The sequence below is a fragment of the Flagellimonas yonaguniensis genome (genome assembly GCF_029193885.1).
Taxonomy (GTDB): domain Bacteria; phylum Bacteroidota; class Bacteroidia; order Flavobacteriales; family Flavobacteriaceae; genus Flagellimonas; species Flagellimonas yonaguniensis.
Genome location: NZ_JARFVB010000005.1, coordinates 78,677 through 94,477, shown reverse-complemented (window position 1 = coordinate 94,477; position 15,801 = coordinate 78,677). Strand labels below are relative to the sequence as shown.

The 15,801-nt window shown below is 41.6% G+C and carries 6 protein-coding genes and 1 tRNA gene; 6 read left to right on the top strand and 1 reads right to left on the bottom strand.

Annotation, left to right across the window (positions count from 1 at the left end; all coding sequences use genetic code 11):
- Entirely contained in the window at positions 1-723 is a 723-nt protein-coding gene (bshB1, locus tag PY092_RS10105; protein WP_275615732.1) for a bacillithiol biosynthesis deacetylase BshB1, read from the top strand.
- Here the strand turns inward: bshB1 and PY092_RS10100 are convergent, their stop codons facing one another.
- Entirely contained in the window at positions 724-2,817 is a 2,094-nt protein-coding gene (locus tag PY092_RS10100; RefSeq protein ID WP_275615731.1) for a tetratricopeptide repeat-containing sensor histidine kinase, read from the bottom strand.
- A gap of 264 nt (positions 2,818-3,081) precedes the next feature.
- Here PY092_RS10100 and PY092_RS10095 point away from each other — a divergent pair.
- From PY092_RS10095 to PY092_RS10075, 5 genes are all read left to right on the top strand, one after another.
- A tRNA-His gene (locus PY092_RS10095) sits at positions 3,082-3,157 on the top strand.
- A gap of 148 nt (positions 3,158-3,305) precedes the next feature.
- Entirely contained in the window at positions 3,306-8,066 is a 4,761-nt protein-coding gene (locus PY092_RS10090; protein WP_275615730.1) for a hypothetical protein, read from the top strand.
- A gap of 126 nt (positions 8,067-8,192) precedes the next feature.
- Entirely contained in the window at positions 8,193-10,250 is a 2,058-nt protein-coding gene (locus PY092_RS10085) for a fibronectin type III domain-containing protein (protein WP_275615729.1), read from the top strand.
- A 209-nt stretch (positions 10,251-10,459) separates the two neighbouring features.
- Positions 10,460-14,356, top strand: coding sequence for a hypothetical protein (locus PY092_RS10080; RefSeq protein ID WP_275615728.1), 3,897 nt, complete (start codon positions 10,460-10,462; stop codon positions 14,354-14,356).
- Positions 14,356-15,711: a PKD domain-containing protein gene (locus PY092_RS10075; protein WP_275615727.1), complete on the top strand. Its 1,356-nt coding sequence runs from the start codon at positions 14,356-14,358 to the stop codon at positions 15,709-15,711. The genes PY092_RS10080 and PY092_RS10075 overlap by 1 nt, the downstream gene beginning before the upstream one ends.
- Positions 15,712-15,801: the final 90 nt, after the last annotated feature.

The following is a 15,801-nucleotide window of genomic DNA, read 5'->3' as shown; positions in this document are numbered from 1 at the left end:
ATGAAATTAGACATTTTAGTATTCGGAGCGCATCCAGATGATGCCGAACTTGGGGCAGGGGCCACCATTGCAAAGGAAGTTTCCAAAGGAAAAAAAGTAGGAATCGTTGATTTGACCCGCGGTGAACTCGGAACGCGTGGTTCTGCCGAAATCAGGGACAAAGAAGCCGCCAAGGCAGCGGAAATTTTGGGTGTATCGGTTCGGGAAAACATGGAGTTTGCCGATGGTTTCTTTGTGAACGATAAAGAGCATCAGTTGGAACTCATCAAAATCATTAGAAAATATCGACCAGAGATAGTACTCTGCAATGCCATAGATGATCGTCATATTGATCATGGAAAAGGAAGTAAACTGGTCAGCGATGCTTGTTTTTTGAGCGGTTTAATGAAAATTGACACCAAAATGGATGGGGATGATGAATGGCAAGAGGCCTGGAGACCGAAATTGGTCTATCATTTTATCCAATGGAAAAATCTTGAGCCCGATTTTGTGGTTGATGTCTCTGGGTTCATTGACAAAAAAACCGATGCCATCATGGCGTATGGCTCACAATTCTTTGATCCCGATAGTGACGAACCTGAAACCCCAATAAGCAGCAAAAACTTCACGGATAGTGTAAATTATCGAGCTAGGGATTTGGGCAGGTTGATCGGTGTCGAGTATGCCGAAGGATTTACAGTGGAGCGATATGTTGGTGTGGACAGTCTTGATGATCTAATTTGATCACGAAGCCTTCTGGTATTTGTTTTGTGCTTTTGGAACGGTAAAATAGAAAGTAGTTCCCTTTCGCGGAACACTATCCACCCAAATTTCCCCATTGTTTTTATGGACCATTTCCTTGCAAAGTGAGAGGCCCAAGCCTGTGCCTTTCTCGTTATTGGTACCGTAAGTGGTAACGTTGGATGAATCCTTGAAAACGGACCGCTGCATTTCTGCAGTCATGCCGATACCCGTATCCCGAACGGATATTTGCCACATACCTGATTTTTCTTCAGCACCAATGGTGATAAGACCATTCTCCGGGGTAAACTTAATGGCATTGCTCAGTAAATTTCGGATAACGATATCAATCTGGTTGTTATCGGCCCAAATACGTGGATTTTCAGGCAGTTGGTTTATAATTTTGATGGATTTATTTTTTGCGATCTCAGATAACAACTTAATGTTATTGCCCACAAGGTAGGACAAGGATACTCTTTTTGGTTTGGTGACAACACCGTTAAGCTGGTTCAATCCCCAAGACAAGAGGTTGTTGAGGGTAAAGGATATATTGTCGACGTCTGTTTTAAGTTTTGGAATAAAAGAGACCAGCTCTTTTGTGGAAATATCCCCATCGGCAAACATTTTCAATATGCCCTGTAAACCACCGATAGGCCCTCTGAGGTCGTGCCCGATAATGGAGAACAGTTTTGTATTGGTCTTGTTGATTTCATGCAATTGGGCTTCCCTTTGAATTACCGCTTGTGATTTATCCTTGAGTTCTTTGTTCAATTTTTTCTGGATATTCTCACTTCTACGGATTACAAAGGTGATGATGGTCAAGATCAGAAGTATGATTACGGTAAAGTAAATGTAGTTGCGTTGTTTGGCAAGAGCAGCTTCATTGGCTTCTATTAGTTCCTGCTTTTCCTGCTCGTATTGCAATTTGGTCTCGAGGAGTGATAAACTTTGCTTGTTCTTGTCCATGAACAAGGAGTCGGACAGGGTTTTAAAAGTTTCCAGATAAGCCAGAGCCTCGGGGTCATTGCCGTTTTTCTTGTGGACCTTGTACAATGTTTCCGAACAGTCTATTTGGCCTTGTAGCGACTTGATCTTATTGGAAAGTGCAAGTCCTTTTTTGGCATATTCAAGCGAGAGGCTGTCTTTTTCCAACCCAAAATACACTTTTGCCATTCCGTTCATCAACTGGATCTGGATACGGTCGTCTTCAATTTGATGCTTGAACAGTATATCGCTCTGGTCGTACCAATACAAAGCCCATTTATATTTTTTCTGATCTAGATAAATATCCCCCTTTACCTGATAGGCATAGGCCAACCAATCATAAATTTTATGTTTTTCGAAGGTACTGATGCTCCTGTTGATGTTGAACATCGCATTTTTGTAATCCTTTGCATCTTTATAGAGCGATGCTATGTTACTTTGTGTTTCGGCATCCACGACCTCGTTGCCCAGTTTTCTATTGAATTTTTGCACTGTGTCATAAAACATCAGGGCATTCTTGAAATCTTTTTGGTCTGCGTAAAGTCCTGCTATGTTTTCATTGAGCACGGAGAGCGTTTGTTGATCATTGATTTTCCTGGCCAGATCTATTCCTTTTAGGTTAAGGTTCAACGCCTCGGCATAGTTGCCTTCAAAACTATAGTTTTGGGCCATGGTGTTTATTATGGTCAATTCGGAATCTATATCTTCCACCTCGGTTGCGAGCAGAAGAGCCTCCTTGAACATAGGCATGGATTTTTCCCTGTTCCCTTTATTGTAATGATAGGTTCCCAGAGCATTCAACCCCTTGATTGTACCCTGGGCATAATTGATTTTCCTACTGTATTCCAAGGCTCTGTTTGCCACCGAGAATAGGCTGTCACTGTCCAGATATTGATAGGAAAAAGCAAGGTCCACCAACAAATTAATGTGTGTTGTGTCTTTGGGATTGAATCGATGGGTTGATTCGAGGCGTTGCAGTTTATAGGCCAAGCTATCTCTTTTATTGGAAGATTGTGCCAGAGCAGGAATGGAAACGGTGAATATAAGGGTGCAAAGCACTATTGAAACCAATGAGGCTTTATGGTTGGTTAAGAAGTTTTTTTCTGACAACACCCGGTTGAAAATATTTATTTCAAAAATAATTTCGAGACACCATTTTGGGAATTAATTGTTGTGAAATGCCCAAAAAAGTGTGTTTGGTCTTAAAAACGTGCTTTTTATCGGTAAATTGTATTGTTCAACTTTTAATGTTAGTTGCCAGCGAGTTAAAAGAAAACAAAATAGTTGCGAATATGCAGTAAGAGAATAAATTGATGGAATTTGAAAAATATTTTGGTTGAATCATTACAAAAAAGTATTTTTGCATCCGCTTTAAATGGTGGTTGTAGCTCAGCTGGTTAGAGCGCTGGATTGTGGTTCCAGAGGTCGCCGGTTCGAACCCGGTCTTCCACCCTTGAGTTTGTAAAATCCCAAGCCTTCTGGTTTGGGATTTTTTGTTTTTAGGCATTTGTTGCTTTTTTTCCCTCATCCGTCAAATGAAAAGGGGCATTCGTCAATTAGGACTTTCAGTACAATACTTTTCAATTACTTTCCCTTTGAAAATGAAAAAAGAATTTTCTGTTCCCCCACAGAAAAACGTGATTTCTATGTTCAAAAGGGCACTATTGATTTGTCTGTTGTTGCTGCAAACCCTACAGTCAATTCAGGCAAATACTTCAAAGGTAACTGATTCTTTATTCGGTAAAGCGAGAACAGTTGATGTTAAAACCGAGCATCGTTTTTTTGATGAATTAAAGAATGACAATCAAAATCTTCTCACATTTTCTTCTTCTTCAAAGAGTGAGTTTGATCAAGACTATATAAATAGGAATTTTTCAAGAGATACTGTTGCCAATACACAGGTAGATTTAGCTAAATCAGTATTTGATGAATTGGAACAGAATCAGAATTATGTCAGCCTTATTTCCTCAAAGGATATGGTAACCCTACCTATAGGTGTCAAAAAGGAAATAGGGACAATTACCTACCGGTTGGCTATCAGTAAGGCTAAAATAATGAGGGATTATACCGAAGTTACCGCATTTGTTCATGTTGAAATACCACAATCGGATACAAGCGGAGAACCCATCCAACTTTTTTTCGGGGCGGATAATATAAAAATATCCCATAAAGGGGGCATTTATGGAGATGCCAACTTGGTATTATTGGGGGACATAGGGATTCCCATTAATGGCGGAAATGGATTGGTGGCATTAAAAGGTGGTTTTGATATGACCACTGGAGATGTACAAAAATTAACCTATGTTACCATTGACTGTGGTGGGTTCAAAGAAATGGGGATTACCGCCGATGTGTTGTTTCCGAGAAGCATGTTGGAACCCGTTGATGCCAATTACGAAGTTATTCCAGATGAGAATGTAAAGGTCCAGGGACATTTTCAAACCATTGTTGGGGATTGGAATGATATTTTGGTGGAGATTGATTTGCCAACATTTCAATTGGCCAAGACACAAAGCTCTGATGGTTCGGGTAAGGCAGGTCTCATTTTCGACATCGACAATGCCGTTTTTGATTTTAGTGATGTAAGAAATTCATCAAGTGTGCAATTCCCACAAGGGTATCAGCAATATCTAGTACCTGGTAACGAGCAGTTATGGCGAGGAGTCTATGTCAACAATGTACAAGTAATACTTCCCAAACAATTCAAAAAAAGAAACAGTGAGGAGCGAATAACATTTCAGGCCTCCAATTTATTGATTGACGGTGTGGGGGTTTCTGGAAATTTTTCAGCTGACAACGTTTTGCCGATTGATGAAGGAGAGGCTTCCAATTGGCAATTCTCGGTTGACCATATAGAAGCCGATTTATTGGCCAACAATCTAGTTGGAGCAGGATTTGATGGTCTTATTGTTCTACCTGTAACAAAAGAGGTAACGTCAGAAGAGGGAAAAGATGAAACAGTGCTCAATCAGAAAACACTAAGTTATCAAGCTATTATTGACCCTGTAAATGATGAGTACCTACTGACAGCAACTACAAATGATGCCATCCCTTTTGACGTTTTTAAGGCAAAGGCTACCATTACGGCCAATTCGTATGTTGAATTACGGGTTTCGGAAAAAAAGTTTAGACCTAAAGCCGTGCTTCATGGGAATTTGGCCATAAAGGGAAGCAACAGTACCTCGGACCCAGATAAGGGCACTGTGGACTTTAAGGGTATTACCTTTCAAAACCTACAACTTCAAACAGTTCCCCCCTATTTTCAAGTAGACTACATGGGCTATACTGGGGATGTAACATTTGGAAACTTCCCAGTCACCATTTCTCAAATTGAATTTAATTCCAGTAGTACGACAGCGTCACTTTCCTTTAATCTGGATGTAAATATGATGGAAAAAGGGTTTGCTGGTAATACTACACTTTCCATAGTGGGCGGTTTTAATGAAAATGAAGGACTCCATCGCTGGCGTTTTCAAAAGATAGATTTCCATCAAATTTATGTGGAGGCCGATTTGGGCACCATCCAAATCAGTGGAATGCTGGACATCAAAAGTGATGACCCAGTGTACGGGGATGGGTTTTATGGGGAACTGGGGGCGACATTCAATGGAATAGATGTGGATGCCTCCGCATGGTTTGGCAAAACAGATTTTAGATACTGGTTTGTGGATGCATACGCGAACCTTTCCCAGTCCCCAACACCTGTTTTCATAGGTCCGGCCAAAGTAAATGGGTTTGGAGGCGGGGCCTATTTCAGGATGAGCAAAAAGCCAGGCTCATACTCTGCTATGGTTCCATCTGGACAATCGTATGTTCCAAATAGGAATAATGCTCTTGGTTTTCGTGCACTTGTTGGGTTTGCACTCACGAATGAAAAAGCGTTCAATGGTAAGGTAGGTTTTGAAATGGATTTCAATACCAATTACGGACTTAACCGTGTAATGTTCTTTGGGGAAGGTCATATAGTTAAAGCTTTGGATTTTGAGTTCGGGGATAAATTCAAGGAAAAGCTGCAAGGTATGGAGGAGAAGATAAACTCCTTTGGGGAAAACAATCCCACCATGCAACGCCTCAAGGAAACCAATTTGGTCGATTATAGCAAAGTCAGTTTTCCGCAAGATGGTTTAACCTTTGATGTTGGTATTGATGCCAATTTTGCAATGGAAATGGATTTTCAGCACAAGACGTTCCATGCCGAACTGGAAATTTATGTAAATACACCTGGAGGCTTTTTTCAAGGAGTAGGCCCTAAGGGAAGAGCAGGATGGGCCATTTTCCACATCGAACCTGACGAATGGTATCTACATATTGGAACCCCTCAAGATCGGATAGGATTGAAGCTTGGTCTGGGTAGTTTTAGTCTCCAAAGTACTTCGTACTTAATGATCGGGGAAGATTTGCCAGGAAGTCCACTACCACCGCCCATTGTGGCGGAAATACTAGGGGTGGATCTAGCAAGTTTGGACTATATGCGTGACCTTAATGCGCTTGAGAGCGGAATGGGTTTTGCCTTTGGTGCAGATTTCAGCATCGATACTGGCGATATGACCTTTTTGGTTTTCTATGCACGTTTTCAAGCAGGGTTGGGCTTTGACATCATGATCAAAGATTATGGGGAAACCGCTTGTAAAGGCAGCGGTCAAATAGGTATAGATGGTTGGTATGCCAATGGGCAAGCCTATGCCTATCTGCAAGGAGAATTGGGCATCAATATCAAATTGATGTTTGTCCGGAAGAAAATACCCATAATCAAAGCAGGTGCCGCTGTTTTATTACAGGCTAAATTACCTAACCCTGCTTGGTTCAAAGGATATTTAGGCGGACACTTCAATCTATTGGGAGGATTGGTTAAAGGCCGTTTCCGATTTAAAATTGAATTGGGAGAGGAATGTGAAATTGTTGGGGGAGCACCTTTGGGTGGCCTCAAAGTGATTTCCAATGTAACTCCTCGTGATGGGTCAGACCAAATGGATGTTTTCACGGTACCTCAAGCTGCATTCAATATGCGAATAAACCACCCATTTGAGTTGGAGGATGACGAAGGAATAAAAACCTATCGAATACTGCTGGATGAATATCGGGTAACCAGTGACGGGAATGAGATAGTCGGAGAGCTGGAGTGGAATGAAAACCATGACCTGGCCAATTTTGTTTCGTACGATATTTTACCTCCCAATGCCCCAGTTCACGTAAAGGTGGCCGTGAGTTTTCAGGAAAGAAGAGGAAATGGATGGGTAACCTTGACGTATGAAGGAAAACCTGCCAAAGAGATTGAGGAGCGTAGCTTTACTACGGGCGAGGCACCGGAATATATTCCATTGGCCAATGTGATTTATACCTATCCTGTGGTCGACCAGCAATATTTCTATCAGAATGAACGAAACAAGGGCTATGTAAAACTAAAACGTGGGCAACCTTATTTATTCGCACCACAAACGGATTGGGTGCAATCCACAAGATTTGACACAGAAACACAAAGTTTACGAACAAACCAAGTATCCTACAATGCTTCGGAGAAGATGGTACATTTTGATTTTCCCACGCTTCAGAATCAACAAGCCTATACGTTGAAAATTGTAAGTCTATCCCCAGAGGAAGCAACAGCGGGAAGCGTCAATGAAAATTATGTTTCAGAAAATACAGGGCAAGAAGGAAACTCTGTGGAAGTTCGCAATCGAGAGATAAGTGCAACCGCCCAAAAGGCCGTAGAAACCGAGATTCTGGTCTATGATTTTTCAACCAGCCAATACAACACCTTCAAGGAAAAAGTAGCAGCTAAGGAAATAGACCAATACTTATTGGACCCTATTTTCTCCAATGTCCATGCATTGCAAGTGGATGTGATTCCTTCCGAACGTTTTGGCAAGGACGAAATCTTGGGTGCTGACTACACAGATAACAAACCCATGATTGCAAGACACGCGGTCTTAAATGATAGTTATTACCGTGAAGTCATAGACCCGCTTATTTATGAAGGGTATCCATTGGAGTCCCGTTTCACAGTAGATCGAGATATTCAAGAATTGGGCATACCTCCAAAAAGAGGTGTGGATATAATGACCTGGTACATCTCCTATCTGGAGTCGAACCCAAACTATTCTTTATTGGACAAAAGAATACCTTATCGCTACAATCTACCCTTTTACTATAAACAGGACTTCATTGACATTCAATATAAAGTAGTTAATGCCTATTTGCATGAACCAACGAAATATCAATCCCAAATTGATAAGTACAACTACATCATCAATGGAATAATGCCGCCTATCAGAACAGGGGACTATAAGGTAAGGTTCCAATATGTACTTCCAGGTCAAATTGAAGGGACTTCCCAAATCTTTAACTATAACAATCCCTACTAAGGCTTTGCTATGAGAGAATGTAATATTTCAAAAAGCATCACAACTGTTTTAATAGCTTGCCTTTGTGCATTTCAAGCTAGGGCCCAACAAGACTCTCTGACTGTTGATGAACCCGCGATCGTGGCCATGGCTCGTCCGCAAAAGGATGGAAAGATAATGCTACGATGGGCGGTTACCACTCCAGTGGCATGGCGACAACTCAATGAATATGGCTATGAATTAAAGCGCTATACCGTAACGAAAAACAATAGAACTTTACCGATTCCTACGGAAAAAACCATTGGAATCTTTTTGCCTAAACTTTTGGAGGAGTGGATGCCCTTGGTGGAAAGTAACGACAATGCAGCCGTAATGGCGCAATCTATTTATGGGGAAGGCTTTGATGTGGAAGGGATGGACCAGCTATCCGCTATTATCAATTTGGCGGAAGAGCAGGAACAACGATTTACATGGGGATTGTATGCTGCCGACCAAGATTATGAGGTGGCACAAATGGCAGGATTGGGCTTTGTGGATCATGAAGTGGAACCCAACGAAAAATATGTGTACAAGATCACTTCTTTGGTGCCCGAAAATTTGATGAAAATCAAAGAAGGAGGGGTCTTTATTGGCCTTCAAGATTATGAAGATTTACCAAAACCCTTGGATTTGGCGGTTGTTTTCTTTGATGGCAAATCTATGTTGAGTTGGAACTATGCCATTCACAACCAAACCTATAACAGTTACTTCATCGAAAGGTCGGTTGATGGAAATAACTTTCGAATACTCAATGATTTACCATTGACCAACCTGAATAATAGCGATAAGACAGACCCTTTACGGATGTTTTATACGGATTCCATTGCCAATGGGACAACCTATTACTACAGAATACGGGGGAAAACCCCTTTTGGGGAGCTTAGCCCCGTTTCTGAAGTAGTTTCTGGAAAAGGAGAGAAGAAACTACCCTATGTTCCCCACATTACCACCAAATATTATGAAGACGATAAAACCGTGTTATTGGAGTGGGAGTTTATGGAAGAGGGCAATGATATGATCACGGGTTTTGAACTCAACCAAAGCGATAATGTGGATGGTATTTATAAAGCCGTAGTGAAAAATATCCCGCCAGAGGCCCGAAGGGTAAGGTATGATAGTTTAATGCCCACCAATTATATGGCGATTACTGCATTGGGCAAAAATGGAAGCAAGCGCACCTCATTTCCAGCTTTGGTACAACCTGTGGATTCCATTCCGCCAGCTAAACCCAAAGGGTTTACAGGAGTAGTTGATAGCTTGGGCGTGGCAACCTTAACATGGGATCCCAACACAGAGAAGGATATGCTTGGCTATCGTGTTTTTAAGGGCAATAATAAAAATGAAGAATATTCGCAACTTACAGTCTCCCCACATGAATCAACCACATTTTACGATAGTGTTTCGGTAAAAAACCTCAATAGTAAAGTATACTACCAACTCATTGCCGTGGACCAACGTTTCAATATGTCCGAGCCTTCGGAAATCTTAGAGCTCAAGAAGCCAGATTTTATAAAACCCACTCAACCCGTATTCAAATCTTATAAAATAATAGAAGGAAAAGTACACCTTACTTGGGCCAATAGCTCTAGCGATGATGTAATAAAACATGAGCTGTATCGAAAGGAGAGCACTAGTAATGATTGGAAACTTGTTTATTCGGTTGACAGTAAGCAGTACACAGATAGCAGTATGCAGTCCACTGCCCAACTGCCTACTGATTCCCTGCCCACTGCTCAACTGCCCACTGCTCAACTGCCCACTGCCCACTGGATCGATGAAAACATAACAGAAGGAGAACAATACAGCTACACCCTAATAGCGATTGACGATAGTGCATTGGAATCCGACCCGGCACCGCCACTTACAGTAATTGTGCCTAAGACGAGTTTATACCCTCCCTTACAAGGCCTGTATGGCGAAGCAGACAGAGAAGCGGGAACCATAACCATTCGCTGGAAAGCTTATAAAGAACCCAATGCTTCCAAAATAACCATTTACAAGGGAACGCAAGGGAATACCATAAACCTGCTAAAAGAAATACCTGTGGACACCCAAGGAATTGTGGACGGCAAAGTAAAACCGAACAATACCTATGAGTATGTGTTTCGGGTGGTGTTTAAGGATGGGAGGGTAAGTGAAATTTCAACCTTGGAAGTAAAATATTGAGAGTTATGGACAAAAGACTAATATACATAATATCTGTGTTTCTTTTTTTTAGTAATTACAGTTTTGGACAAGATTATGCCTTATGGACTTCTACAAAACCATATCAGACAAATATACCAGGATATAATTATCATGCGGGATACAACAAATTAGCTGATAATTGGACGCTCAGTGACCCCGATCCAGGAATTTATACAAATTTACCTGAATTGCCAATAAAAGCTGGTGCATACGAAATTCAAAAGTATGAGATTTTGATGAACCCAAACAATACTTTATGTGAAGGAGGAGGTTCTGAATTTATAAACAAGTATGAAACATTTGTGTGGGGACATAATGGTGAAATCCAGTTGTGCCAGAATATCATTTCTAACAATCCTGAGGATTATGCTACTGTATGGCAATACGCTGTAATACTTCCTAATTATGTTCAGCCTAACGAAAACAATAGAACACACGATGATTTTTTATTCAAGACTGTTCAAAATAATTTTCAAGATAATCCTGTAAATGTTTCTGGTGTTGAATGGAAATACAGTGTGGATGATAATTTTAACTTCAAGCACTTTCCACAGGAAATTCTTAATCAGTTTCCACTAAAAGCCACTGTTGAGGAAATATTAGCAAATGAACCCAACGCTAATTCTATTCAAAACTTAAGAGTGAAAATGTTTATGGATATACCAAACAGTCAGATTCCTCAAATAAGTTCGGATATTCTATTTTTTACCATTGAATCAAGTTCCCCAACCCTCCTCAACCTAACCCCTCACAAAACCACCTGCGTAGGAGCCGAAGATGGAAGTTTTACAATAACATTGGACAGGGATTTGGAAGATGGAGAAGCATTATTGGTTTATTTATATGCAGAAAATTTAAATAACCCGGATGATTTTGAGCTAATAGGAAATGCATCAACAGAAGACGACCTTATCGATAATGGAAACCAGACCTTTACCTATCCAAGGGAACTACTCCAAAGGAATTATAAAATCAAATACCAAACTTACCCAACTGGGCAGCAAGAGAATATTGAAGATGATTCATGGGATAGTCTAGAACTCTCTGATGACCCCATCGTCATTGAGGATCCCGACCCCGTAATTTTTTCTCTCCAAAAACTCAACGATGTCTATTGTTATGAAGGTAAAGATGGCCGTATAGAAATATCGGCTTCTGGAGGTTCAGATGAGGGTAATTATCAATACAATGTAAACAATAATGGATGGGAGAATTTTGTTAATCCCAATAATCATACGCTAACTGGTTTGGTCGAAGGCAATTATGAGGTAGCAGTACAACGGGTCAATGACGATGCCACCTGTGCTGGGCAAGCTGATGGAGTTGATGAAATCCATATTGACCAACCTTCAGCATCAGTTTCAGCAGAGTTATCTGGTCTAGTGGAACCCACAGCCTATGGATTTACCGATGGCAGCATTACCGTAAATGTGTCAGGTGGAACGATGTATCAAAACAACAGTTACGATTTTAAGTGGTACGATGAAAACAACAATCCCATCAATACCACATCCGCACTTTTTGTGGATGAGGTCTATCGTATCACGTTGGAAGATATAACAGCAGGAACTTACACCTTAAGCGTAACAGATGCGAACTATAATCAAGCCAATGATAATGAAGGCTGTGTTTTAACTCAAGAATTTGAACTATCTGGACCTCCAGAGTTGCAATTGACGATGGAGGAGACTGTTTCCATATCATGCAATAGCGCCAATACTTATGATAATCCATCCAACGACGGCCAATTAACGGCCATTGCTTCAGGGGGAGTGCCACCCTATACATATTCTTGGAGCAAGAAAGATGATAGCGATGAATGGCAAGCCATTCCGAATAACAATTCCGAAGTGCTCAGTGATTTAGAAGCGGGCGAATATGCCGTTAATATTGAAGATGCCAACGGTATTGTGATTGGAACTTATGTGAACAACCAACTGCAACAGGCCACTCCAGTGGTCTATGTATTGGAAGAACCTGAATTGCTTACCGTACAGATAGAAAAATCGGATATCAACTGTTTTGGCGGTATTGATGGAACAGCTACCGCAATCGTAAGTGGTGGAACTCCCCCTTTTATCTATCAGTGGTCTTCAGGAGCCAATTCGGAGACTGCCGAAGGATTGTGGGTGGGCGAATTTACTGTTCATGTGTATGACGCTTTGGGTTGTGAGGCCGAGGCGGAAGTCAGTATCGAGCAACCCGATGCACCCGTTTCAATTTCCAATCCGCAATATGTGCAACCGATGGCCTATGGTTTTACCGATGGGAGTATTACAGTACAGGTAAATGGGGGAACACCCTTTAACGATGATAGTTTTTCCTATGAATGGCGGGATGAAGGAAACAACATTATCAATACAACTACTGCACAGAACACACCCGATGGTTACGCGATACAAGTGCACGACATTCCAGCCGGCATTTACACAATTACCGTAACCGATGCCAACTACGAAAATGCAGTGCAAAAAGAAGGATGTACCTATGTTGCCGAATTTATTTTGGAAGAACCGCCTGCTTTGTCAGTAAGTGTGGAGCAGACGATACCCATTTCCTGTAGTGGGGGAAATCAATTCAACAATCCTTCGGACGATGGTCAGCTTCTGGCCACGGCATCAGGTGGGGTGCCCTTTGATCCTTTGATTGATGGTCAATACGCTTATAGCTACACCTGGAAGAAGAAGGATGAACAGAACAACTGGCAAATCATCCCCAACGTCACAGGAAATGTGTTGGACAATGTGGATGCGGGCGAGTATGCGGTAAATATCGAAGATGCCAACGGAATCATTTTGGGCGCTTATGTGGACAATGTGCTACAAGAACCAACGGATTACGAATATCCCGTTCAGGAAACCGACCCCATTACCCTGCAACTGGATAAGATGGATGTGAGTTGCTATAATGGTAACGATGGATTTGCCACCGTGGTCATTGAAGGAGGAATGCCTCCGTATGATATTTCATGGTCTTCTGGAGCCGATTCCGAAATTGCGGAAAACTTGGCGGCAGGTACTTATTTTGTCTATGTAAAAGATTTTTATGGATGCGAAGTAAGTGGTCAGGTAACCATAGAACAGCCTGAAGAATTGGTGGTCAACATCATCAATACCGTTGCTCCCACCTGTTACGATGCATCAGATGGTAGTTTATGCGTGGAGATTGTGGGTGGAATCCCTCCGTACACATATATATGGAATATTGACGAAGACTCATTGTCACTCGATAATTTAAGCGAAGGCACCTATACCTTGGAAGTGGTGGATGCCATTGGTTGTGTTACCTCAAAAGCTATTGAGTTGACAGCACCCTACCCAAGTGCGGTGGATTTGGGAGAGGACAGGACGCTTTGTAATGGACAGCAACACGAGTTGGATATTTCAGTGGATGACCCTGCCGCGACTTATGAATGGACATCCGACAATGGGTTTTACAGCACCTCGTCTCAAGTAAATTTATCGGAATCAGGGATTTATACCGCCACCGTGACCAATAGTTTGGGCTGTTCGGCAAGTGATACCATACAAATTACCACTGTGCAAACAGAAATTGACTCCCAATTTTTGATCACTTCACAAGCCTTTGCTGGTGAAGAAGTAGTCTTGGTTAATACCAGTAATCCCATTGGTACCAATGAGGCCTGGATTTTGCCTGATGAAGTTACAGTAGTGGAACAGAGCGAAGGAATGGCCATCATCCGTTTTGATGCTCCTGGTGCTTATGAGCTAATCCTGAGAAATTATCAAGACTATTGTTATCAAGACATAACCAAAACCATTATTGTGGCAGAAGCAAGAGAGCTTCCGGATGTAGGGGACGCCATTGCACCTTTTATCAAAGAATTCAAGGTGTCGCCCAACCCATCATCGGGTACGTTCACGGCTTTGGTTTCCCTTCAAGAAGCATCAACAGTAGTTTTGCGTTTGTTTGGGTTAGGCTCTAACAACGTTCATGATGAACAAGAATTGAAGGGAAGTGCTGTATACGAAGTACCGTATACAATGGATTTACAATCGGGTGTATATCTCTTGTTGTTGGAAACTTCCAAAGGAAGACAAATTAGAAAACTTGTGATTTTATAATGAGACAATATCGAAATCACATAGTTTTTGGCTTGTTATTTGGATTTTTGGTGTCATGTGCCAAAGAAGTCGCATTGCCCATTGATCCCAATTTTGATATTGAGGTAGTGGATCATGATTATTCGGTGCCCGTTTATGTGAAAATCAATAATCAAACCGAAGGAGCGGACACGTTCCAATGGACTTTTGATGGGGGAGAACCAGCTACATCCACTGATAAAAACCCTGGCACTATCCTGTATAATCGTGCAGGGAACTTTACCATTTCATTAAAGGCTTCCAATAGGGATGGTACCCAAGAAACCAAGAGTATGGGTCTGTCCATTGACGAAGCCATTGTTCCCAATTTCAAAATCAATGTGGAGGGAGATGATTTTGCTCCAGTAACCATCACTATTGAAAATACGACAAAAGGAGCAACAACCTTTGATTGGACATTTGCCGGAGGGATTCCCCAAAAATTTGATGCTCGTACCCCAGGTAAAATTGTTTTTCAAGAGTCAGGAGACCATGTCATAACATTGGAAGCAGGTAATGGAAGGGAAACCCATACGATAACGGATACGGTTGTGGTTGCTTCTGGAGTTTCGGCGGATTTTGAAATGGAACCTGCTTTTGAGGATGATGATTTTCAAGCTCCCGTAACCTTAAACCTTATCAATAACAGCACAAGTGCCATAGGTTACGAATGGACTTTTGAAGCCGCTGATTTATCCAACAGTACAGAAATCAATCCTACGGTCACATTCCATACCCCTGGGGTGCATCAAATTAAACTGAAAGCATACAACAACAAGCGTAGTAGCACTAAAATAAAAGAAGTGACCATATATGAGAATACCAACCTAAGAGTTCTGGAGAATATTGAACTGGGCATAAGTACGGCACATAATTCAAATCAGGTAGGGGCTTTTTTTTCCACAACAACAAGGGAGGTTTACAAGGCTGATGAGATTGCGCCGGATGATGCCAGCTTCATCGATATTGCCTTTTTCGCACTCAATCAAGATTTCAACTTCAACAAGTTTGTCTCTCCCGATGAGGTCCAAGATTACACATTTGGGCCTATTCCCAATGCAAAGCATACCAAATTCATCAATCTACAGGAATCCTGTGAGTGTGAAGCAACTCTTACCGTAGCGGAATTTGATGTAATGGAAGATGATTCCCTTTTGGCTGTATTGAACATTGAGGAAACAATTGGGGGCATTCAGGATTTTGACAACTCCGTGTTGCCACGAATTGTACTGTTTGAAACATGGGATGGTAGAAAAGGAGCGATTAAAATAAAGGAATTTGTGCAAGACGGTACCAATTCACATATCGTCGTGGATGTTAAAGTGCAGAAACAGTAGGCAGTGGTTCAGTAGGCAGTGGGTCAGGGGTTCAGTAGGCAGTGGGTTAGTGTGCAGTAAGGCAGTAAGTAAAAAAATAAATGATTGAAT